Here is a 426-nt window from a genome sequence, read left to right on the forward strand (position 1 = left end):
CCACAGACAACACAGACGTTCACGCGTCGATGCCGACCCCGTAACCCGCGACGGAACCCCACACCACCCCCACGTGACCTGGTACCCCGACTCCCACACCACACAGGCATGGTCACGGTTACGGGTCAGCGTCGGATTCTCACCGACTTCCCCACACCACCTAGGCATCAACCCACCCATTAGGCCGACAGCGAACATAGTACCTCCCACCAAGGTCACCCCCACATCGACCGGACAGCAGCACTCAGAACCGCGAGGTACCGACGTTAGAATCGCGGTCGGCCTCGCCTCAGGGAGTTGTCAGCTCTGCACTTGCCAGGTGTCGCTGCCGAGTAGCAGCTGTTGCAGCGCGGCGTTACGGGAGCCAGGGTCGGTCGCATCCCCGGAAGCCAGTTTCACTTGGGCGCGAGCCTGATCGTCATAGGT

At 62.7% G+C, this 426-nt stretch carries 1 riboswitch.

What is annotated here, in order from left to right:
• Positions 1-80: 80 nt before the first annotated feature.
• Positions 81-152, reverse strand: a riboswitch (cobalamin riboswitch).
• Positions 153-426: the final 274 nt, after the last annotated feature.

The organism is Mesobacillus maritimus (assembly GCF_023715205.1).
Classification (GTDB): Bacteria; Bacillota; Bacilli; order Bacillales; family Cytobacillaceae; genus Mesobacillus_B; species Mesobacillus_B maritimus_C.